Source organism: Paenibacillus sp. FSL H8-0280 (genome assembly GCF_045040665.1).
GTDB lineage: Bacteria > Bacillota > Bacilli > Paenibacillales > Paenibacillaceae > Paenibacillus > Paenibacillus xylanexedens_A.
On the sequence record NZ_CP150296.1, the window covers coordinates 1,770,965 to 1,789,093 of the forward strand.

Genomic DNA, 18,129 nt, shown 5'->3' on the forward strand with positions numbered 1-18,129 from the left:
GTATGAACGAGGAAAAACTGTTGCAGTTGTACAAATTGGAACCTGATGAGGTACACCGGGAGGCCATCCGACAGCTGCTTCAGCAAGAGATTGAGAACCGGAAGTCAGAGGATAACGAGGTTCTGAGACTGTTGTGCATCATGTTATTCTGTATTGGAAATGTGGAGGACACCACGCTGATCTGGCAAGCCAAACGAAAGAATCAGGATACGGGCAGTTATATTGATGTGCAGTTATTATGTGGTGCAGGGTATGAGGAAACCTTGTTTTACCTGGAAAATATGGACGGGGAACAGGCGCAAAAGGAGTTGCTTTACCTTAAACAGTGCGAGCCGTATGACTTAGTTGATTTTTCCAAAATGGAATGGGTCTCAGACTATAAACAATATTATGGTGTTTAATATATGAACATACGGGATGAGGTAATTCATAGGCATGGAATAAACGAGCTAACAGACATACTGGAAGGCGGGGGACTATGCCAAGTTTGCATGACAACATCATATTAAGCTACGAAGTCGATTTAGAGAACGAAAGGATAAGGATGTGTACTCGTTCGAGTCATGATGTGCCGAAAAATATGGATGTTTTATTCTCTGGTGTAATGGCCCATACGTTTGATACACCGCTGCATGGCAGTATTATTTTGGATCTCGATGATTGGGACATAGAGCATTTTGTCCCTCATAATCGAGAGTTGTTAGAGTCGGGAAAGGGCTACGGTTGGCCTGTCAGTTATGATTCCTATGACGAATTGCAAATCCGGCTGATTGAGGAGAAATACAAGTACATGGTGATCTCATCCTCGTATGGATTGAGTGGTTGGGTTTTGGCAAAGAACGTAGAGATTTCTGTTCAAGAAACGGGGTGAACGGGATGGAGCGTGAGAACACGCAGCATGTTAGCAAGAGGGGCGCGGGACTAAGAGCGGGAATTGTTGTGCTTGTTGTTCTGTTCGTTATTTTAATAATGACCAATCCAAACGAAGAAGATTTTGTCGCATGGCTCGCAAGTGAACATAACATCCATTCTTCGTATAATGTGATTGAAGGCAGGATGTTTGTGCAGAGAATCGATGGTGAGGGAAGGAATCTTCATGTTAAAGGTGGACATATACGGCATATGGGAATCTTTTCAACATATAGTTACCTTTTCTCGGATCATGAAGAAAAAGAGATCCAGATTGAAGCGGTTGGCATGATGAATATGCTATTTAATAGATAGCTAGATTGATTGTGGACAGTTACAAAAGTTGAGTGAAAGTTCTACTGATAACCACGCGCTTTGCATGATGTAACTCGTGCAGAGAAGTGTGGTTTTTTGCGTGAAATACGATAGAAACAGAGATGGTTAACTTCGTTTATTCGCAAATTCCACATTATGGGTTATGATGTACCTTGAGATAAAATTTTACATACATAGGAAGTCTCTATTTTAAATTATAGGCATTTAAGGTCTTTACCAGGGGAGTATTATCCATGATTGAATGGAGGGCTGACTATGAAAAAGTTAACCGTAGTTTCATTATTATTTCTACTTCTAGCGGCCTGTCAGAACAAGGGAAACACTGAAGATGCACAGCGATCAATAGATTCCTCGGTTCAAAGTGTCACAGCAAAAGTGACACAACAGGATGAAGAAATATCGACATCCCAAGAGAATGAAGACATCCCACCAGAGTATCTCGATGAAACAAACTATACAGGGGACAAATTGGAAATCGTCAAACTTATGAATGCACGTATGCGTTATTTATACGAAGAGGATGAAAAGCGATATATGAATCTTTTTGATCCAAAATCTCCTATATCAGGTATGGGAAGATACAAAGTTCTCAAGGTTACTCCCATGAGCGACATAACTATACAGGAGCAAAGGAAGCTCTTTCAGGCAGTGGTGACGGTTAATGAGTTAAAAAAGAACAACGAAGAGTATAACAATACGATGGTGTTTTGGAAAAAGAAAGAAGATGGCGATAACGCGCAATGGGTTATTGCAGATATTGATTAATAACATAGTGTCTGACACATGGAAGATCCATATCTTCACACAAAATAAAGGGTGATGTAATGATGGCAAGGCGATTAATACTGATTGAAGGTTTACCGGGTTCAGGCAAGTCAACGGTTGCCGAGATGGTTTCCGAAATTTTAAAGGGACAAGGCAAGGAGGTACAACTATTTCAAGAAGGAAACCTGGATCACCCTGCTGATTACGAGGGCGTATCTTTTTATTATGCTGGAGACTTCGAGGTTTTATTGAAAACACATGAAGAATACAGAGAGATTCTGAAAAGCAATGCGACGGTCCATGATCAAGGTTTCCTGATTCCATACCGTAAGATGAAAGAGCAATGGGGAATAGATATTCCCGACCATGTCTTACAGGATATATTCAGCCGAGATATTTACGAAATTCCTTTTGAGCAAAATGTTAAGCTGATCACCGAGAAGTGGCAAGATTTCGCCCAAAACGTGTTAAGCACAAATGATGACTGCATCACGATATTTGAGTGTTGTTTTATCCAGAATCCACTAACCATGGGTCTTGTAAAATGCAATCAATCCAAAGAGCAGAACGTGCAGTATGTATTGGAACTGGGGCGTATCATTCATGCTTTGAATCCACTTCTCATCTATATCGACCAGAAAGATATATCCTATACCTTTGATAAGGCAGTTAGTGAAAGACCAAAAGAATGGTCAGAGGGATTCATAAATTATTATACGAACCAGGGTTTGGGGCAGGCACAGGGTTATCAGGGTGTTAAGGGTACGGTACAGGTTTTGCAGGAAAGAAAGAAGCTAGAGTCCGAAATCTATGGGTTACTTCAAATGGATAAGGTATGGCTGGATAATTCGGATTATGACCGCGAGGCTTGTAGGCACAAGCTAGAAAAGATTCTGTAGTAACCTTAATGAAATACGAATACATACCGGAGGTCAGTTTTATGACATTTTATGGAGTAACCTTAATTGCAACAACCGCAATCTTAATTATTATAGGTGTTCGAAGCAAACGGAAAGTAATTCTTAGATGGGGCATAGCCAGTTTAATTTTATTGCTCGTACTCATCATTCCCTCATTCATCATGGGATTCATGGACGGATTTGCTGATGGATGGTCAGCGAGATGACCACTGCAGATAACAATAATATATCGTATGAACAAAATAACAACAAATTCAACTTCCGTGTGGCAGGTATTGTGATGGATGCGGGAAGAGTTCTTTTACATACGACTGAACAGGATGATTTCTGGAATCTGCCCGGAGGTCGGGTGAAATTAAACGAGACAACAGAAGCGGCTATTGTGCGAGAGATGATGGAGGAACTGGGTGTTCATGTAGAAGCGCAAAGGCTCGCATATGTTAGTGAAGATTTCTTTGAATATGATGGCCTGAAGTATCATGAAGTTGGTTTTTATTATGTCATCACATTGCCGGAAGCCCATAAGCTTTATAGTGAAATAGAATTCAAAGGTCTAGAGGATAACGGTAAGTTAATCTTCCGATGGTTTTCCTTGGACGAACTGGAGCGAATGGAAGTCTATCCTGTGTTTTTGAGAAAGGAACTGACTACTCTCCTTGATGCAAAAAGCATCAAACACTTCATTCAGAAATAGAGGAATAGAGGTCTTATGGACATTACATTTATTCGTCATGGTCATGGCGAACATTTGATGGATTACCCAAACCAATTAAATTGCCTGCATCCTGGTCTCACTGAATTGGGAAAAAGTCAGGTCATAGCGTTGCGAAAACAAATGGTTTTTGCACCTGAAGACGTCATTTTGGTCAGTCCAACAAAACGTACTATTGAAACAGCACAACTTCTGATCCCTAACAAAAATCTTGTGTTCTTAAGCCCGCTGGTTGGCCCAAGAATGTTTCCTCAGAATCCAGAGTTTGTACCTTTCGTCTGCGATCAGACCTACTCCAAGGAAGAACTCAGCCATCAGTATACTGACTTAAAAATGGTTGAGTTAGGATTGGATTGTTGGGAAGAGAGTATTAATCAGATGGATGCACGTCGATTCAAGATATTAGCTGAGCAGCTTCTTGAATGGTGCAGGCAACAGAGCGGCAATACGTTTATCATTTCCCATGATGGTACGATATCGAACTACAGGATGGTACTCGGAGAAGAAGGGTTAACCAAAAGTGATTTTCTTGGTGAAGCAGGGCAGTACACGATCAAGAACTTTTAAAGGAGATCCCGACAATCTCTTTTACTACACATTAGACAAGGATCTGCTTTATAAGCGACTATAACTGCACTTAGGGGGATTTTCAATGAAGTTATCGGATTATGAGTATCTAACTTTGGCTCTGGAAGAAGCAGAACAATCATTTACTGAAGGAACGTATCCGATTGGTGCGATAATCGTGGATGTGGATGGGATTGTCGTGAGTAAAGGCCGGAACCGAGTCTTCTCGGATTGCGACCCGACCGCACATGCTGAGGTGGATGCCATTCGTCGGGCAGGAAAACATTTGCTGGATGTAGAGAAGAAGAAATTCTCGAAGAAGAAAGACTTGACGCTTTATACTACCTGTGAGCCTTGTCCCATGTGTTCATGCACCATATTAATGTCGGGGATTAAAAAGATTGTATGGGCAGCAGATGATGAAGAATATGGCGGGCTTCGACGTTTCAAGGAAGGGCCTCATTTTATCCATATGTTCGACACGCTATCCTGTGTTGCAGCACCCTACCTTGATCTGGAAAACAGACAGAGAGCTTTGCTCGCCAAATGGAATATTGGTAGAGGTTTGCTTAATACAGAATGGGAGATTCCGAAGCAATGATCTTTTTATAAAGGGGATGTTGGCATGTCTCAAAAAAAATATGCTCAAGCCAGTATTAATGCAGTCCATTACGTAGAGACCAAGAAATTTGTTGATCCAGTTGAGGCATGGAATTTTGCGACTGGAGAGTTGTTCGGTGAGGGGAGTTGGGGACAACAGAAAGGCTGTCCAAGAACTGCTTTTTTGGGTCTATGTGAGGATGGTTATGTCAGAGGTATCCCCCAAGGAAGATATAATCATAAAGAGAACTCGTTAAATAAAAGATATGCCATTAACACGGTTAAGTTATTTTATAAGGACTCTAGTATGGTTCATGAAGATAGTAAGAGGTTGTGGTCAGCGGTCACTGAGGGGAAAGTGATTAAGTCAAACTATCAGGTTGATATTGTTAAAGGGCTATGGGGAAAAGGAATGATCCTAATCAAAAGGAGATGAATCCACATGGAATTTGTGGGAGAGAAGGTCAAAATAACAACAGTCACAGAGCAGGACCTCGACTTCATATGTCAACTTGAATGTGACACAAACATATGGAGCTTTGAGGAAACTGTTGAAACGGATGAGGAAAAGGTCCGTGAGAAATATCGCAGCCATTTTGCTGTCGCAGATGAGAAACCGTATGCCTATGATTTTGTTATACGCCGCTTGAATGATCCGGAAGATACACCAATTGGGATTGTTCAAATGTGGAGTTATGTGGATTACCGAAAAAGCTGGGAACTTGGGTACGGTGTGCTTTCAGAATACGCAGGCAACGGATATGGGAGCGAGGCTACACGTCTTTTGTTACAATTTGCGTTTCAAGAGTTACAAGCTCATAAGGTCATCGGCAGGTGTAATTCACAAAACGTTCGCTCAGTCGCACTGATGCAGCATGTAGGAATGACACGGGAGGCCATCTTCCAGGAAGAACTATGGTGGAACAATCAGTGGACAGACCAGTATTTTTTCTCGATTTTAGATAGAGAGTTTAAGCTAGTCTAATAGGTACGGGAGGAAATAATATGACTACGTTGGTTCTGTTAAGTGATTTAATTTTCGAATCAAACGATAAATTGGATCAGAGAATACGAAGCTTATTCAACAGTGAACAGCCTTCCATCGGATATATCCCTTCGTGCTCCGACCCGGAGCGGAAGTATTTTGAACACACTAGACGTTACTATAATCAAATAGGAATAGATAACATTCAATATTTCGATCTTGATCTGGAGTATGAGGAGAGAACATTTGGCTCTATTTTTGAATGTGATGCGATTCATCTATCCGGAGGGAATACGTTTTATTTTCTAAGTTTATTACAGAAGAGAAATATGGTTGGTTTGCTGCGTTCCTATGTGAAGAGTGGCGGCATTCTGATTGGGGTCAGTGCAGGCAGTATTCTGACTACACCTACGATAGAGATAGCAGGGTATGGGGAAGATGCTGATGAAAACAATATAGATCTCAAAGATATGAAAGCACTGGGTCTCGTTAATTTAGAATTTGCACCGCATTGGGACGGTTCGGAAGACACTCTGAATTCATTAAGAGAGTATACACGTGTTAATCGTTCGGCGGTTTATGCGTGCCAAGATGGTGGCGGGGTTGTAGTTGATGGTGATAGCGTAGAGTTATATGGAAATGTGAGTTTCGTAGATTTCAGAGAGAGTGGGTCTGCTGATGAGTAATATTACGGCCTATCATTATGATGCTTTCTCTACAGTTCCCGGTCAAGGTAACCCGGCAGGAGTGGTTTTTGATGCGGATCATTTTAGTGAGACGGAGATGCAGCAGATCGCTTACAAGGTTGGTTTTAATGAGACGGTATTTGTGTTGAATTCTGAAGTAGCTGACGTCAGATTACGTTATTTTACACCGGGCCATGAGATTAATCTGTGTGGTCATGCCACAATGGCATCATTGTATGGTTTGAAGACGCGCGGTATGTTGGGTGACAAAGAGTTAATCACGATTGAAACCAATGTAGGTATATTACCCATACGATTTGAGCGCAATACCGACACCATTTACATGGAAATGAAACAGGATCAGCCGCAGTTTATACCATTCCAGGGGGATATCGAGAAGCTGGTAAACGCCATAAACCTAACTCTGGATGATGTCGACCTTTCTACGCCAATCGTTTATGGGAGTACGGGAACTTGGACGTTATTAATCCCGATTCGTGAATTGAACTCTTTTATGAAAATGAAACCGGATTCTTCCCTGTTCCCAGGAATTTTAATTGAGAATCCCAAAGCTTCCCTGCATCCCTTTTGTTTCGAAACCCGTGATTCCGATGCGATGATGCATGCGAGACATTTCTCTTCACCGTTCTCAGGTACGACGGAAGATCCAGTGACTGGAACAGCCTCCGGGGTAATGGGTGCTTATTATTTAACCTATGTGAAACCGGAGATTGATGAGGTACAGTTTGTGATAGAGCAAGGGCATGAGATTGGTAGAGATGGAAAGGTTCAAGTGAGTGTATTTCGGGATGGTGAGGAAATGGATGTCAGAATGAAGGGGACAGCTGTTTTTGTGCGTGAACTGAATATTGAATTGGACACCTGATCATATACGAAAGCAAAAAGCGTGAAGGGAGATTAACATGTTGCAAATTTTTGATATTCGGCAGAAGCCGGACGCGCTGCAAGAGGCGGTACAGTATTTCTGGAAACAATGGGGCTCGGAATCAAGCCTCCATTTCTATCGAGATTGTATAGAGCGTTCTGTGGATACAGAGAGTGATGTACCAAGATTTTATGTGATGTTGGATGGAGACCGAATTATCGGTGGTTACGCATTATTACGAAGCGATCTGAATAGCAGACAGGATCTCTTTCCCTGGTTTGCATGTCTTCATGTTGATCCAGAATATCGGGGCCGAAACCTAGGTGGACAACTTCAGACCCATGCATTAAATGAGGTGAAAGCAAAAGGGTATGCCAAGCTATATTTGTGTACTGATCTGACCGATTATTATGAGAAAAATAACTGGGCCTATATTGGTAAAGGATATCTGCTTGATGATGAAGAGACGAGAATCTATGAATATAAGATTTAATAGAGGTTACACACGTTTTAGGGCTTTGTTTTGAATTCAGGAGGAATGAACCTATGATTACCGAGATTAATAAACATGAATTCCACAAAGTAAAACATCTCACGGACTCGTGTCAGAATATTGAAGTCAAGGCGGTGGCGTCTGGCTTGAATCCGGGACGGATCTATGTCGATGATGAAGAGAATATCACTGCAGCACTAATTTGGATACATGGACAATCTGGTTTTCAGTTGATTGGCAACTCTCGAAGTGAGCCCTTTCTGAATGAATTGAAAGAGTACATGCGGGAACGTATTGAACCTGAGTTATTGAACTTACATATGCATGCTGTTGAAATTGGTGTGGTGGACGAGTCCTGGGAAGATATTCTTCAGCACATCTCCGGGAAAAGAGAGATCTCCAGTGACATTCAGCATGTATTCAAATTGAATCTAGATCCGATAGGTCAGCAAGTACCTCTCGACATATGTGCTTCTCAGGACGAGGAAGTCAGAATTCTCAGGATAGATGAAGTACTATTAGGAGAGAAAAGATATAACAATTCTCCATTCCTGAAAGATAAAATCTCTCACTTTTGGACGACAATAGATGATTTTTTACAACATGGCTTTGGCTATATTGCACTACATAACGATGATATCGCTAGTGTTTGCCTGTCGGCATTTATTGCAGATCAGACACATGCGGTTGATATTGAAACGGTTGAAGTCTACAGAAGAAGAAATTATGGTGCGATGGTGGCAAAAGCTTTTGTAGAGGAATGCGGTCGTGTAGGTATACATCCGTATTGGGATTGTTCACCGGACAATGCGGGCTCAATTCGTTTGGCACAGGGTGTTGTCATGTCACTGGATTTTAACTATAGAGTTTACTGGTATGATCTATTCACGTAGATAGGTATGGGATCTGAAGGAGGATGTGCTGTGAGCGAATCATTACAGGATCAGATTCAATTTCTCATTGAGATTGATAAACTCAAAACGATTGAACGAAAGACGAGAATTATGCATGGTGAGAGACTTGAAAATGATGCGGAGCATTCTTGGCATCTGGCGATGATGGCCTTGGTTTTGCAGAGTCATGCCAACAAGGATGTGGATATCCTCAAAGTCATTAAGATGCTTCTCGTTCATGATCTGGTCGAGATTGATGCCGGAGATACATTCGCTTATGATACGGTGGGACACACGGATAAATATGATCGTGAACTCCAAGCGGCTCATCGGCTGTTTGGTATGTTGCCTAAGGAACAGGCTGAAGAACTACTCCAGTTATGGTTAGAGTTTGAAGCAAAACAGACGCCTGAAGCACAATTTGCCTCATCTCTCGATCGGCTGCAGCCTCTTATCCACAATCATCAGAATGAGGGAGATACGTGGCAGAAATATAACATTACAAGTGAACAGGTGTTAAACAGAAACCGTGAGATTGCAAACGGTTCCGAAACATTGTGGGAGTATGCGCAGCAGCTTATTCAGAAATCCGTGGATCAGGGAATCTTGACCAAATCATAAGGGTACGTTTCACGTATGCACTTTGAAGATGGGGGAGAGGCATGGATGGGATATATCATGGAGCTAAGAAAACTGGTGGGCCCGCGTCCTCTAATTATGGCGGGCTCATGTGTACTCGTTTTCAACGAGGAAGGTCACCTGTTGCTACAAAAACGTACAGATAGCTTGGATTGGGGGACACTTGGGGGATCCATGGAACCCGGGGAGTCTTTGGAGGAAACAGCTGCGCGGGAATTGTATGAAGAGGCCGGACTGAGAGCGGAATCGTTCAAACTCATTAGCATTTTTTCAGGTGAGGACATGTACTATCAGTATCCACATGGTGATGAAGTTTACAACGTCATGGCTGTTTATGAAGCTTCAGGTATCAAGGGCAGCCCAACCATTATGGATGATGAAGGGCTGGAACTCCGATATTTTGATCTGAATCAGCCGATCCCTGAGATCAATCCGTTTACGGAATATGTGTTGAAGAAGGCAGGATATATTAGAACTCACTAGCTGTATACCTGATTATAAATCTTGCACCTTTCACAAATGGGTGTGGAAGATTTTTTTATTTTCAACTTATAAGCACCTAAATGCCCCTTACATCTACCCAAAAAATTAACTAAGGAAAAATATGCTAGAATAGGGAGTGAATATTTAAAAGGGTCTATTAGGAGGAATAATAATTATGATTACGATATTTCTAATGTTGATTAATGTACTGTTATACGGACTGGGCGTGTATGCACTGATCCTGTTTATTAAGCTTGCCCGGCGTGGGATTCAGGCACTGGACATCTACCTGTATGAGAAACGCGGAGAGCGGTTCTAACGTTCACCAGATCACATTCGAACAGAATTATCATTTTTCTCTCAGTGTTTTATCTTTCCTAATCTAGTATGATTAACGCATCAATCCAGTAAAGAGAGGGTTAATGACATGGATGCTTTTTTAGAACAAATTAACAAGTTAAACGAGCTTCAGAAGGACTTGGTTAGCATACATCCTTTATTTGCAGAACATTATCCAGTGGTTGTAGCCTATGAAGCTTTATTGTATATCTATGATTATTCGTCCAAGACGCAACAATACGAGTGGGTGAAGACGGTACCGGACGATTTATATATTCCTGATGAGTGCCTTGCAGCCATGCCAGTGCCTCATATGGACGAACGAATGTGTGCGATCGTAACGGATGCAGCGTTCAAAGATCTGGAGCAGAAAGTCTATCTGTTCCACGAATATGTTCATTGTTATGTATATGAGAAATATGATGAGCGGATCGTGAACCGTCTTCAGATTAAACATAAAATGACGCAATTGAAGCGTGTGACATGGGAACTGGATTATGAATTTCCGTATGAAGATGAAATCGTTGTGGAGCGGATTAACTCATTGTTGTCTGCTTTGAAGAGTAAAGACCTGACACTAGTACAAACAGCTAGAAAGGCGTTGTTCACTTCATTAAATGAAGAGCAAGCCGAGTACTGGAGCTGGTTGGAGTGGAACGAGGGTTACGCGCGTTATATTGAGAATCTGATTCGGGCAAAATTTGGGCAGGAAAGCAATCATTTTGGAGATACTGCTCCGTTTAATCGTCTGGTATTCTATGAATGTGGATCGGAATACATTAGTCTGCTTGTGAAGGAGCACCCGGAGTACCATACGGATCTGGAGCAGCTGTTTGACCGCATGCAAGTGGAGAGAATACAGGGTTAGTCACGCATCTACGGTGAAAAAAGGTGGAACCTAGCGAAGTCTCACTATTCGCGAGATCTGTACGTTGCACCAGTAAGTTATATCGTTTCTTTTTCTAAGTATAGTAGAATACTTCCCGATAAAAGGAGATTAACTCTATGCCGTTACCTATGGTTCATCTCAATATCGCTAATCGAATTGCAGACTCGCTGCAAATGCAGGCTGATCGAGGTTCATTCTATCTGGGGAATATCGCCCCGGATTCCATACATATGCGCGAAGGTACAACCAGAGATGATAAGGAATACACCCATTTTAACCCGAAAGATGATGGAGATTACGTTGGTGAACTGAAGGATCTATACTCATTCTATATGCACCAACTTACCGATGAAGGATGGAAGTGGTTTGTGCGAGGATACTTTATGCATGTGCTGACAGACTATTACTGGTTCCGGAGTGTACATCCTGAATTCGTGGAACGGGTCAACAAGGTAGATCAACATACAGGAAGTAGCAGATCGAAGGATGAACTAGCGCGTTTATATTACCAGGAGACGGACCAGATCGATTTCAATCTCTATCAAGGTTCAAGTTGGAGCGAAGAGGTATGGCAGGTGCTCAACAGTTCACCGGGTTATGACATGACGGATCGTTTAACTGCTGATGAGATTGTACGCTGGCGGGACCACACGTTTTCTTTTCTGAATGGGGAAGAACCGGGAATTACTCCTGAGTTCATTACGGGTGAGAGAGTTCAGGTATTTGTGGAAGAGAACGTAGAGCGACTGATCTCTCTGTTGTCTTCATGGGGCCCGGAGTTACGTAACTTGATATGAATATAGATAGTTAGTGCAGTTGAGTCATTATATACTATATTTATTACTTCTCTACTCATTACTAGTTTATTAATACTAAGTCAGGGAGGCACGCAGTATGGTGAAATATGTAGGAGTGTTGCTCGTATTTGTCATTGCCACGTTCATTGCAGGTTGCAGTAAACCGAATGAATCGAACGCGGAAGAAGGGCTTCCTGTACTGATCACTTTAACGTGTAATCCCAACCTTGCCTCGGAACCATGCCAAGATGTTGAGTTTGATCGACCTGACGAGATTCGAATCATGATGGAGGCCATACATAAGGCAGAGCGTATGCCGGGTATTATTGATTATGGTACGCAGTACAAGATGAGTATTAATAATGCAGATGGTTCGGTTACACGGTATGATTTTTCATTGGGAATGGATCCCAAGATGCAAGGCTTGTTAGTAAACGAGGAAGACACGCATACTGGATATAGCATTCCTCTTGAAGATGCGAATCAACTAAGAAGACTGATTCAGAGACGTACAGATTAAGAAGGTATATGGAACGGAGAAGAACCTGTGGATGACAAAATTACCATTGAACCTATGACACGATCGGATGCAGAGGGAGCGTATCGGGTATTCGAGACAACGATCCCGGCAGCATTCGAACAGGAGGGAATAGGCTCGCTACTGGTTGATATTCAGGATGAAATAGCCCATAAAAAAGCGATGATTCACATGGCATTGCAAGCAAAGGACAACATAGAATCAAGTGTATTTTTCCTTGTCGCCAAAATGGGGGATGTTATTGTAGGCACAATCTCATATGGACCGTGTGGTAAGGAGATTCGAGAATGTACAGAGGGCCGGCTGAACAGTATCGGAGAACTGGGTAGCCTGTATGTGTTGCCCGAGGTACAAAGACAGGGGGTTGGTTCGGCGCTCATTCTCGCACTGGTTACTGAACTGCAACGGCTGGGGATTCAGCAATTCTGCCTGGATAGCGGTTACCAGATCGCACAGAAGAAGTGGCAACGTAAATTCGGTGAACCCTATGTCGTGGCGAAGAACTACTGGGGCGAAGGAACAGATCATATGGTTTGGCTGTGTGAAGTACAGGATTTTATAGAGGTTGTTCAAAGAGCCCGCTTTTGATTACGAAGGATGCCTAATGGCATCATCAGCATCGAATATGGAATTCAGCCGAAATGTCCGTTGCTCACGTAGTTTTCCCTACGCTCCGCTACTCCATTTCTAGCTTCATCCCATCTTCTCGGTACTGAAAACCAGTCTTTTTGAACATGCACTAAAGTAAAATGAATGAACAAAAGAGATGACGACCTGTATTGTATAGGGGTCATCTCTTTATCTTTTTGCATCGATCGTGAACGATTGTTCGTACAGTGTATCATGTGTGTTTTTATGTACCCGAGGACAAAAGGAGTGAACATATGTCAATCCAGTGGAATACACCCGAGCAACGGCTGTCCCCTCAAGCGGTAAACCTGTGGAGAATTAGCGCCATCCTATGGAATGTGATAGGCTTTCTAATTCTTGCCGTACTCCTAATACTCGACTCCATCTATGGATGGAAGACGTGGATTGGGTGGTTGTTGTGGGGCGTTACGGCTATATCGGTGCTCTATGCAGTGTGGGATATTTTCATCCAGCCTGCATGGTTATACAAGCATTGGTACTATGATGTGAATGAGGAGTTCCTGCAACTGAAGCGTGGGGCGCTAACCAAGGTACATCAGATCATCCCCATGGCGAAAGTGCAATCGGTTACAACAAATCAGGGACCTTTGATGCGAAAATATGGACTCTATTCCGTATCGGTTGGCACGATGGGTTCATCGCATGAAATCCCGGCATTACCAGAGGAAGTCGCGCTTGCACTCCGTCATCAGATTGCGTCCTATGCACGTATTAATGAGGTGGATGAATGATCGATATGAAGCGACATCATCCATTAACCATACTGTGGAGCCTGTGGAAACTGGTGAAGAATTCGTTCGCGATCATCCTGTTTTTGTTTGTTTTCCGTCAGGGCTCAGAGTCCCAATGGCTCTTCTATGGAAGGATCGCCTTTTATGTAGGGATTTTCATCGGCATCGTGTCGATCATCTGGAAGTGGTTCACTTCTCGTTATACAGCAGACGATAAGGCCTTTCACATCTATAGTGGTGTGTTCAACCGTACTCGAAGAACGATACCGTATACCAAAGTCCAGAACGTGAATCGACACACGACGTTGTTTCATCGGTTGTTCAGCGTGACATCGATCCGATTCGAGACCGGGATTAAGGGAGAAGACGCTACCTTTCAGTTACACGTTGTTTCACTTTCCGAAGCGGAGCAGTTGGAGAAGATTGTAGCGGGTTATCTGGCAGAAGATGCAGAAACAGTAGGAGCAACAGAGGAACGTGATACGTTGGATGCGGTTCAGGCTATGGAAGAGAGAGAGGCGCAATCCGAACCTTTTATAACGGATGAAGCCATGTCTCTGCCTGCAAAAGAGAAACAGGAACGGGTTGTTCATTATCATTCCACCCGCAAGGACATATTCAAAGCATCCTTTACCTCGCTTAGTTTTCTCGTATTGATTCCGGTCCTGGCTACGCTCTATTCCTGGGTGAAGGACTTCTTCCCTGATGAAGAAGTAACGGAAAGTTTGTTGTTAACCTGGCTCGATTCTTGGTGGATTGCCGGGTTGATGATTTTGATTTTATTGATCATATCTATTGCTCTGGGCATAGTTAGAACCTTCGTAAAGTATGGCAATTTCCAGATCACCTCGGATGCCAAGCGGATCTATATCTCGAAGGGCATGATGGAGCAAACGTCATTTTCTATCCTGAAAGAACGCGTTCAGGCCGTGAAAATCACACAGTCACCGATGAAAAGGCTGCTTGGATTAGCGGAAGTAGAACTGACCACTGCTGGTAGTCTGGGGGAATCCGAGCAGGAGGTGAACTCGCTCTATCCTTTCTTGCCTGTGAAGCAAGCCTATACCCTAATTGAGGAGATCCTGCCATCCTATCGGGTTACGCAGGAGATGGAAAAACTTCCACGAATATCACTATGGCTGCGCCTGCTCAAACCAAGCTGGGGGTGGATCATAATTACGGGTTTATTGTGGTATTTCAAACCATTGGTGTTTGGGCAGAAACATGCCTGGTGGATGATTTCCGCGATTCTGCTCGTGTGGATTGCAACATGCAGAGTGATGGACTTTTTCCATACCCGATACATTCTGCATCAGAATTTCATTCAACTTCGAACCGGTGCGCTCACGTCAACCCTCTTCATCTCCAAACGTGAGAAAGTCATCGAAGTGCAGATCACCCGTAATGTGTTACAGCGTTGGTTCGGTGTGGCTTCCATTCATACGGTAAACCGTGCCAAACCAGTACTGCATCATCGGGCACATGACATTTCCCTGGATACGGCGAAATCATTTCAATCATGGTACATGGGACGTACCCAAGATGTTCAGACCCGTTAATTGCAAGAGCAAGTGCAGGAAGACCACATCAGGTTATTCTGTACTTGCTCTTTTTACTTGAAGACTTTTTATTACTAAGGAGGGGCAACGTGAGTAAAAGGAAAAAAAACATATCTCTGACGATCTTGATCATTCTAGCGATCTTAGTTGTTACGCCCTTTGTATATGTAAAAGTGAATAAGATGATCTACGCTCATCGAGTGACCGAATATTTAATTGAGAAGAAGTATTCTCCCGAGGAAATTGAATCTGTAGAAGGCGTATGGTCAATCAAGCTGCCGCCATTCCTTGCCATAGTCAAATTCAAAGATGAGCCTGATGTAGAATACATCTATTTTGCTCATAATGATGTCATCCAATTTAGTCACCGCATTTCGGAAGAAGCTCAGAAGAAAGGCAAGACGAAGTCAGATCTGAAGCATTTTGTACCCATGAGTGACCAAGATTAGAGGAGGAAGAACTATTTGATGAAAGCTGTGTTTTTTGATGTGGACGGTACATTGCTGAGCGAAGTAGATCGGAGTTTATCACCGAGTACAGCTGAGTCGATCCGGGAATTGATTCGTAAAGGCGTTCAAGTCGTACTCGTCACAGGCAGGCCTTATAATTTATGCGAAGAATTCAGAAATCTCGGAATCGATACGATCATTTCGGCTAATGGGGCATTGATCAAAGCAGGTGATGAAGTGATACATAAGTCTGTACTTTCAGCACAGATGGTTAGAGCATTTAGTGAGTTTGCCGAGTTGCACGGGCACAGTATTTCATATTTTACAGAGTCATTTGAGACAAACGGGTTGTGTACTGGAGATGGTCGTGTTACTGACGCCTTAAGAGATACGCTTGGACTCATGGATTCGCCGCAGAAAATCAGTACGTTGGAACAGGACGTATATTGCATTTGTTTATATGCGGATGAAGCGGAGATGGAGAAATTCCAAGTCAGATTTCCTTCTTTACGATTCGTGAGATTCCATCCGTATGTAGTAAATGTGCTGGAAGCAAGCGAAGTCAGCAAATCCATAGCCGCACAGAAAGTTCTCGACTACCTGAAGATATCTAGAGAGGATACAATGGCCTTTGGCGATGGGGAGAATGATGTGGATCTGCTAGATTATGCGGGAATCGGAATTGCGATGGGAAATGGCGGAGAACGAATTAAACAAAGCGCCGATTATGTCACCCTGCGGGCAAGTGAAGATGGAGTCACCCATGCATTGAAGCAGTTTAAGATTTTATGAGAATGGATTGGATAAAAAGATGAAGGATATCCAAATTGTGGATTTTAATGTAGAATGAGATAGCACGTATTAAGCCCTAAAGTATAGGGTGCTGATCGAAGGGTGACTTATGAAAAAGGTTGTTATCGTAATCCTGTCTCTTGTCGTACTTGTTGGCGTATCCTCTTCCGCTTATGCTCATCCAGGCAGACTGGATAAGAACGGTGGACATAACTGTTCAGCCAAATCCAAACAAAAGGGTCTGTGCACGGGTTATCACTATCACAAAAAGAAAAAATGAGAATGAGCTTTACAAGATAAACCCGGCCATCATTCAATGTATGGTTGGGTTTGCATGTGTACCATTGATTTAAAATGATGGAGGCGGTTACACCATGCAGATACAGGAGATATCGGTATGGAATCATGACGATTTAATGGCGATGTTGGCCGAGAGCTCCAGTGAGGGGTTCAGACATATCGAGCGATTAATCCATGAATATGAGACAGGAATAAATACATTCGAGCAAGAAGATGAAGCGCTTTTTGAATGCAGAATGCACGATAAGGTGGTTGGGATCTGCGGTCTTAACAGAGATCCTTATTCTGAAATGACGGATACCGGAAGAATTCGCAGGCTTTATGTGATGAGAGAATTTCGAAGACATGGGGTTGGGCGCAGGCTGATGGATGCGGTTATTCAAAAAGCGGAAAATCATTACGCTCGACTGGTTCTGTACACGGATCAACCGGTTGCTGGATCTTTTTATCGCGACTTGGGATTTAGAGAAGTGACGAGTATGGAGAAGATAACGCATGTACTGGAATTGGGGGAGAAGGAAGATGGATCATATTAAAGCGGTTATTTTTGATTTGGATAATACAATTCTGAACAGAACGATGACCTTTGACGGCTTCGCTCGGAGTTTGATTAAAACCTATTTTGCCCATCTTGAGTCCACGGAGGATATTCTCAAAAGAATCATTGAGCTCGATGAAGATGGTTATAAGGACAAACCCTTTCTGTTCAACGAGTTGTTGCATGAACTGCCTTGGGCAGAACATCCACCACATGCAGAACTGATGGAGTTCTATGGCAGAGAGTATGTGCGAAGTTCAGTTCTGATGGAACAGGCGCGAGAAGTGGTTCAGCATCTCCGGGGGAAATATCAAACCGGGTTAATCACCAATGGGCAGACCGATATTCAGTATGGAAAAATCGATCAACTCGGTATCCGGGAGGATTACGACCATATTATTGTTTCAGAAGAGGCAGGAGTCAAAAAGCCCGATCCACGTATATTTCAGCTTGCGCTTGATCATTTCGGCCTAAGCTCAGAGCAATGCATTTACATTGGCGATCATCCCGTAAACGATATTGAAGGAGCGGCAAGCGTAGGCATGAGCACCATCTGGATGAAGGTCAACCAGCCGTGGCAGGATCGCATTACGTCGGGTCCTTTACATACGATTAAACATCTAAGTGAGCTAAAGGAATTGCTGTAGAAGGCAGTTATATAGACAAGTAGAT

The 18,129-nt window shown here is 42.9% G+C and carries 29 protein-coding genes; all 29 read left to right on the forward strand.

The annotated features are described in order from the left end of the window. The first annotated feature begins 2 nt into the window (after positions 1 to 2). The 29 genes from MHI12_RS07975 (at position 3) to MHI12_RS08115 (ending at position 18,104) form a co-directional block, all read left to right on the forward strand. Positions 3 to 401 carry a hypothetical protein gene (locus tag MHI12_RS07975; protein ID WP_405172071.1) on the forward strand — a complete coding sequence of 133 codons (399 nt, stop codon included), beginning with the start codon at positions 3 to 5 and terminating at the stop codon, positions 399 to 401. A gap of 77 nt (positions 402 to 478) precedes the next feature. After that, positions 479 to 871 (forward strand): hypothetical protein, encoded by a 393-nt coding sequence (locus tag MHI12_RS07980; RefSeq protein ID WP_341006461.1) that lies wholly within the window; start codon positions 479 to 481, stop codon positions 869 to 871. Between the two features lie 5 nt (positions 872 to 876). Continuing rightward, entirely contained in the window at positions 877 to 1,224 is a 348-nt protein-coding gene (locus tag MHI12_RS07985) for a hypothetical protein (RefSeq protein WP_405172072.1), read from the forward strand. Positions 1,225 to 1,500: 276 nt separating this feature from the next. Beyond that, the gene (locus tag MHI12_RS07990; RefSeq protein WP_341006463.1) at positions 1,501 to 2,010 is read left to right on the forward strand and encodes a hypothetical protein; all 510 of its coding nucleotides are present in this window, start codon (positions 1,501 to 1,503) and stop codon (positions 2,008 to 2,010) included. Positions 2,011 to 2,069: 59 nt separating this feature from the next. Next, positions 2,070 to 2,909 carry an adenylyl-sulfate kinase gene (locus MHI12_RS07995; RefSeq protein WP_405172073.1) on the forward strand — a complete coding sequence of 280 codons (840 nt, stop codon included), beginning with the start codon at positions 2,070 to 2,072 and terminating at the stop codon, positions 2,907 to 2,909. 41 nt (positions 2,910 to 2,950) lie between these two features. Further along, complete coding sequence (locus MHI12_RS08000) at positions 2,951 to 3,136, forward strand: hypothetical protein (protein WP_405172074.1); 186 nt, start codon at positions 2,951 to 2,953, stop codon at positions 3,134 to 3,136. Next, positions 3,133 to 3,624 carry an NUDIX hydrolase gene (locus MHI12_RS08005; RefSeq protein WP_405172075.1) on the forward strand — a complete coding sequence of 164 codons (492 nt, stop codon included), beginning with the start codon at positions 3,133 to 3,135 and terminating at the stop codon, positions 3,622 to 3,624. The genes MHI12_RS08000 and MHI12_RS08005 overlap by 4 nt, the downstream gene beginning before the upstream one ends. Before the next feature lie 15 nt (positions 3,625 to 3,639). Next, a complete protein-coding gene (locus tag MHI12_RS08010) occupies positions 3,640 to 4,209 on the forward strand; it encodes a phosphoglycerate mutase family protein (RefSeq protein WP_340908911.1) in 570 nt (189 codons plus the stop codon). An 85-nt stretch (positions 4,210 to 4,294) separates the two neighbouring features. Next, positions 4,295 to 4,810 (forward strand): nucleoside deaminase, encoded by a 516-nt coding sequence (locus MHI12_RS08015; protein ID WP_341006467.1) that lies wholly within the window; start codon positions 4,295 to 4,297, stop codon positions 4,808 to 4,810. A 24-nt stretch (positions 4,811 to 4,834) separates the two neighbouring features. Then, positions 4,835 to 5,245: a DUF6979 family protein gene (locus MHI12_RS08020; RefSeq protein WP_405172076.1), complete on the forward strand. Its 411-nt coding sequence runs from the start codon at positions 4,835 to 4,837 to the stop codon at positions 5,243 to 5,245. A 6-nt stretch (positions 5,246 to 5,251) separates the two neighbouring features. Further along, complete coding sequence (locus MHI12_RS08025) at positions 5,252 to 5,794, forward strand: GNAT family N-acetyltransferase (RefSeq protein WP_405172077.1); 543 nt, start codon at positions 5,252 to 5,254, stop codon at positions 5,792 to 5,794. Between the two features lie 20 nt (positions 5,795 to 5,814). Further along, complete coding sequence (locus tag MHI12_RS08030; protein WP_405172078.1) at positions 5,815 to 6,480, forward strand: Type 1 glutamine amidotransferase-like domain-containing protein; 666 nt, start codon at positions 5,815 to 5,817, stop codon at positions 6,478 to 6,480. Further along, the gene (locus MHI12_RS08035) at positions 6,473 to 7,366 is read left to right on the forward strand and encodes a PhzF family phenazine biosynthesis isomerase (RefSeq protein WP_405172079.1); all 894 of its coding nucleotides are present in this window, start codon (positions 6,473 to 6,475) and stop codon (positions 7,364 to 7,366) included. The genes MHI12_RS08030 and MHI12_RS08035 overlap by 8 nt, the downstream gene beginning before the upstream one ends. Before the next feature lie 37 nt (positions 7,367 to 7,403). Then, a complete protein-coding gene (locus MHI12_RS08040) occupies positions 7,404 to 7,859 on the forward strand; it encodes a GNAT family N-acetyltransferase (protein WP_341006470.1) in 456 nt (151 codons plus the stop codon). 53 nt (positions 7,860 to 7,912) lie between these two features. Further along, positions 7,913 to 8,752 carry a GNAT family N-acetyltransferase gene (locus MHI12_RS08045; protein WP_405172080.1) on the forward strand — a complete coding sequence of 280 codons (840 nt, stop codon included), beginning with the start codon at positions 7,913 to 7,915 and terminating at the stop codon, positions 8,750 to 8,752. Between the two features lie 30 nt (positions 8,753 to 8,782). Next, the gene (locus MHI12_RS08050) at positions 8,783 to 9,373 is read left to right on the forward strand and encodes an HD domain-containing protein (RefSeq protein ID WP_211081242.1); all 591 of its coding nucleotides are present in this window, start codon (positions 8,783 to 8,785) and stop codon (positions 9,371 to 9,373) included. Positions 9,374 to 9,418: 45 nt separating this feature from the next. Further along, entirely contained in the window at positions 9,419 to 9,874 is a 456-nt protein-coding gene (locus MHI12_RS08055; protein WP_340027022.1) for an NUDIX hydrolase, read from the forward strand. Positions 9,875 to 10,049: 175 nt separating this feature from the next. After that, positions 10,050 to 10,193, forward strand: a complete 144-nt coding sequence (locus MHI12_RS08060; RefSeq protein WP_165790066.1) for a hypothetical protein — start codon at positions 10,050 to 10,052, stop codon at positions 10,191 to 10,193. 108 nt (positions 10,194 to 10,301) lie between these two features. Continuing rightward, complete coding sequence (locus MHI12_RS08065; protein WP_405172081.1) at positions 10,302 to 11,081, forward strand: hypothetical protein; 780 nt, start codon at positions 10,302 to 10,304, stop codon at positions 11,079 to 11,081. 137 nt (positions 11,082 to 11,218) lie between these two features. Next, positions 11,219 to 11,899 carry a zinc dependent phospholipase C family protein gene (locus MHI12_RS08070; RefSeq protein WP_405172082.1) on the forward strand — a complete coding sequence of 227 codons (681 nt, stop codon included), beginning with the start codon at positions 11,219 to 11,221 and terminating at the stop codon, positions 11,897 to 11,899. Between the two features lie 97 nt (positions 11,900 to 11,996). Further along, positions 11,997 to 12,419: a hypothetical protein gene (locus MHI12_RS08075; RefSeq protein ID WP_405172083.1), complete on the forward strand. Its 423-nt coding sequence runs from the start codon at positions 11,997 to 11,999 to the stop codon at positions 12,417 to 12,419. Between the two features lie 27 nt (positions 12,420 to 12,446). Beyond that, the gene (locus MHI12_RS08080) at positions 12,447 to 13,025 is read left to right on the forward strand and encodes a GNAT family N-acetyltransferase (protein WP_405172084.1); all 579 of its coding nucleotides are present in this window, start codon (positions 12,447 to 12,449) and stop codon (positions 13,023 to 13,025) included. Positions 13,026 to 13,321: 296 nt separating this feature from the next. Then, positions 13,322 to 13,819, forward strand: a complete 498-nt coding sequence (locus MHI12_RS08085; protein ID WP_341006478.1) for a PH domain-containing protein — start codon at positions 13,322 to 13,324, stop codon at positions 13,817 to 13,819. Continuing rightward, a complete protein-coding gene (locus MHI12_RS08090) occupies positions 13,816 to 15,378 on the forward strand; it encodes a PH domain-containing protein (protein WP_405172085.1) in 1,563 nt (520 codons plus the stop codon). The genes MHI12_RS08085 and MHI12_RS08090 overlap by 4 nt, the downstream gene beginning before the upstream one ends. An 89-nt stretch (positions 15,379 to 15,467) precedes the next feature. Next, positions 15,468 to 15,827 (forward strand): DUF3139 domain-containing protein, encoded by a 360-nt coding sequence (locus MHI12_RS08095; protein WP_405172086.1) that lies wholly within the window; start codon positions 15,468 to 15,470, stop codon positions 15,825 to 15,827. A 15-nt stretch (positions 15,828 to 15,842) separates the two neighbouring features. After that, positions 15,843 to 16,619, forward strand: a complete 777-nt coding sequence (locus tag MHI12_RS08100) for a Cof-type HAD-IIB family hydrolase (protein ID WP_405172087.1) — start codon at positions 15,843 to 15,845, stop codon at positions 16,617 to 16,619. Positions 16,620 to 16,728: 109 nt separating this feature from the next. Further along, positions 16,729 to 16,899 carry a YHYH domain-containing protein gene (locus tag MHI12_RS08105; RefSeq protein ID WP_094030640.1) on the forward strand — a complete coding sequence of 57 codons (171 nt, stop codon included), beginning with the start codon at positions 16,729 to 16,731 and terminating at the stop codon, positions 16,897 to 16,899. Between the two features lie 94 nt (positions 16,900 to 16,993). Continuing rightward, complete coding sequence (locus MHI12_RS08110) at positions 16,994 to 17,455, forward strand: GNAT family N-acetyltransferase (RefSeq protein ID WP_405172088.1); 462 nt, start codon at positions 16,994 to 16,996, stop codon at positions 17,453 to 17,455. After that, a complete protein-coding gene (locus MHI12_RS08115; RefSeq protein ID WP_405172089.1) occupies positions 17,442 to 18,104 on the forward strand; it encodes an HAD family hydrolase in 663 nt (220 codons plus the stop codon). The genes MHI12_RS08110 and MHI12_RS08115 overlap by 14 nt, the downstream gene beginning before the upstream one ends. Positions 18,105 to 18,129: the final 25 nt, after the last annotated feature.

What these genes read in the sequence shown, in the direction of transcription:
- MHI12_RS08020 (WP_405172076.1), top strand. Translation starts at nt 4,835, where the DNA reads ATGTCTCAAAAAAAATATGCTCAAGCCAGTATTAATGCAGTCCATTAC.
- MHI12_RS08115 (WP_405172089.1), top strand. Translation starts at nt 17,442, where the DNA reads ATGGATCATATTAAAGCGGTTATTTTTGATTTGGATAATACAATTCTG.
- MHI12_RS08105 (WP_094030640.1), top strand. Translation starts at nt 16,729, where the DNA reads ATGAAAAAGGTTGTTATCGTAATCCTGTCTCTTGTCGTACTTGTTGGC.
- MHI12_RS07990 (WP_341006463.1), top strand. Translation starts at nt 1,501, where the DNA reads ATGAAAAAGTTAACCGTAGTTTCATTATTATTTCTACTTCTAGCGGCC.
- MHI12_RS08075 (WP_405172083.1), top strand. Translation starts at nt 11,997, where the DNA reads ATGGTGAAATATGTAGGAGTGTTGCTCGTATTTGTCATTGCCACGTTC.
- MHI12_RS08040 (WP_341006470.1), top strand. Translation starts at nt 7,404, where the DNA reads ATGTTGCAAATTTTTGATATTCGGCAGAAGCCGGACGCGCTGCAAGAG.
- MHI12_RS08090 (WP_405172085.1), top strand. Translation starts at nt 13,816, where the DNA reads ATGATCGATATGAAGCGACATCATCCATTAACCATACTGTGGAGCCTG.
- MHI12_RS08005 (WP_405172075.1), top strand. Translation starts at nt 3,133, where the DNA reads ATGACCACTGCAGATAACAATAATATATCGTATGAACAAAATAACAAC.
- MHI12_RS07985 (WP_405172072.1), top strand. Translation starts at nt 877, where the DNA reads ATGGAGCGTGAGAACACGCAGCATGTTAGCAAGAGGGGCGCGGGACTA.
- MHI12_RS07980 (WP_341006461.1), top strand. Translation starts at nt 479, where the DNA reads ATGCCAAGTTTGCATGACAACATCATATTAAGCTACGAAGTCGATTTA.
- MHI12_RS08030 (WP_405172078.1), top strand. Translation starts at nt 5,815, where the DNA reads ATGACTACGTTGGTTCTGTTAAGTGATTTAATTTTCGAATCAAACGAT.
- MHI12_RS08055 (WP_340027022.1), top strand. Translation starts at nt 9,419, where the DNA reads ATGGGATATATCATGGAGCTAAGAAAACTGGTGGGCCCGCGTCCTCTA.
- MHI12_RS08065 (WP_405172081.1), top strand. Translation starts at nt 10,302, where the DNA reads ATGGATGCTTTTTTAGAACAAATTAACAAGTTAAACGAGCTTCAGAAG.
- MHI12_RS07975 (WP_405172071.1), top strand. Translation starts at nt 3, where the DNA reads ATGAACGAGGAAAAACTGTTGCAGTTGTACAAATTGGAACCTGATGAG.
- MHI12_RS08085 (WP_341006478.1), top strand. Translation starts at nt 13,322, where the DNA reads ATGTCAATCCAGTGGAATACACCCGAGCAACGGCTGTCCCCTCAAGCG.
- MHI12_RS07995 (WP_405172073.1), top strand. Translation starts at nt 2,070, where the DNA reads ATGATGGCAAGGCGATTAATACTGATTGAAGGTTTACCGGGTTCAGGC.
- MHI12_RS08110 (WP_405172088.1), top strand. Translation starts at nt 16,994, where the DNA reads ATGCAGATACAGGAGATATCGGTATGGAATCATGACGATTTAATGGCG.
- MHI12_RS08045 (WP_405172080.1), top strand. Translation starts at nt 7,913, where the DNA reads ATGATTACCGAGATTAATAAACATGAATTCCACAAAGTAAAACATCTC.
- MHI12_RS08010 (WP_340908911.1), top strand. Translation starts at nt 3,640, where the DNA reads ATGGACATTACATTTATTCGTCATGGTCATGGCGAACATTTGATGGAT.
- MHI12_RS08025 (WP_405172077.1), top strand. Translation starts at nt 5,252, where the DNA reads ATGGAATTTGTGGGAGAGAAGGTCAAAATAACAACAGTCACAGAGCAG.
- MHI12_RS08000 (WP_405172074.1), top strand. Translation starts at nt 2,951, where the DNA reads ATGACATTTTATGGAGTAACCTTAATTGCAACAACCGCAATCTTAATT.
- MHI12_RS08070 (WP_405172082.1), top strand. Translation starts at nt 11,219, where the DNA reads ATGCCGTTACCTATGGTTCATCTCAATATCGCTAATCGAATTGCAGAC.
- MHI12_RS08060 (WP_165790066.1), top strand. Translation starts at nt 10,050, where the DNA reads ATGATTACGATATTTCTAATGTTGATTAATGTACTGTTATACGGACTG.
- MHI12_RS08035 (WP_405172079.1), top strand. Translation starts at nt 6,473, where the DNA reads ATGAGTAATATTACGGCCTATCATTATGATGCTTTCTCTACAGTTCCC.
- MHI12_RS08015 (WP_341006467.1), top strand. Translation starts at nt 4,295, where the DNA reads ATGAAGTTATCGGATTATGAGTATCTAACTTTGGCTCTGGAAGAAGCA.